Source organism: Vibrio sp. 1401 (genome assembly GCF_033340295.1).
This window is the reverse complement of the sequence record NZ_JAWOWF010000201.1, coordinates 1-905: the sequence shown is the minus strand read 5'-3', so window position 1 is coordinate 905 and position 905 is coordinate 1. Positions and strand designations below refer to the sequence as shown.

The following is a 905-nucleotide window of genomic DNA, read 5'->3' as shown; positions in this document are numbered from 1 at the left end:
AACATCACTGAAAACGTGCGCACCATTAATGCCATTCCTCTGAAGCTGAGGGGTGATGACTGGCCAGCTCGTCTTGAGGTCCGCGGTGAAGTGTTTATGCCGAAAGCAGGCTTTGAAAAGTTAAATGAGCTTGCGCGTCAGAAGGGCGAAAAAGTATTTGTGAACCCTCGCAATGCAGCAGCAGGCAGTCTACGTCAATTAGATTCGCGTATTACGGCTTCGCGCCCACTTAGCTTCTACGCATACAGTGTTGGAGTTGTGCAAGGGGCTGATTTGGCAGCCAGTCACTATGAGCGTTTTCTGCAGATAAAATCTTGGGGGCTGCCAATGTGTCCAGAGACCAAGCGAGTCGACAGTTTGGCAGACGTAAAAACTTATTATCAAGACATTCTGCAGCGTCGTGATGCATTACCTTACGAAATTGACGGAGTCGTGATCAAAATTGACGATATTGCCGTTCAAGAGCGCCTGGGTTTTGTTGCTCGCGCTCCACGTTGGGCGATCGCATACAAATTCCCGGCTCAAGAAGAAATCACCACATTGAATGAAGTTGAGTTCCAAGTTGGCCGAACGGGAGCGATCACTCCGGTTGCTAAGTTAGAGCCCGTGTTTGTTGGTGGCGTGACGGTGAGTAACGCAACGCTGCATAATGCGGATGAAATTGAGCGCCTTCAAGTAAAGATTGGTGATCAGGTCGTGATTCGTCGTGCTGGCGATGTGATTCCTCAAGTGGTTTCTGTCATCAAAGAGCGTCGACCAGAAACGGCGCGAGATATTATTTTCCCAACTCAGTGTCCTGTTTGTGGTTCGCACGTAGAGCGTATCGAAGGGGAGGCGGTGACTCGATGTACAGGCGGTTTGGTCTGTCAAGCTCAACGTAAGCAAGCGCTCAAGCACTTCGTCTC

General features: G+C 49.9%; 1 protein-coding gene. It reads left to right on the top strand.

The genetic code is table 11. The features are described from left to right. A partial coding sequence (gene ligA / locus R7Z77_RS24550) for an NAD-dependent DNA ligase LigA (protein ID WP_318136953.1) occupies positions 1–905 on the top strand: 905 nt, incomplete at both ends.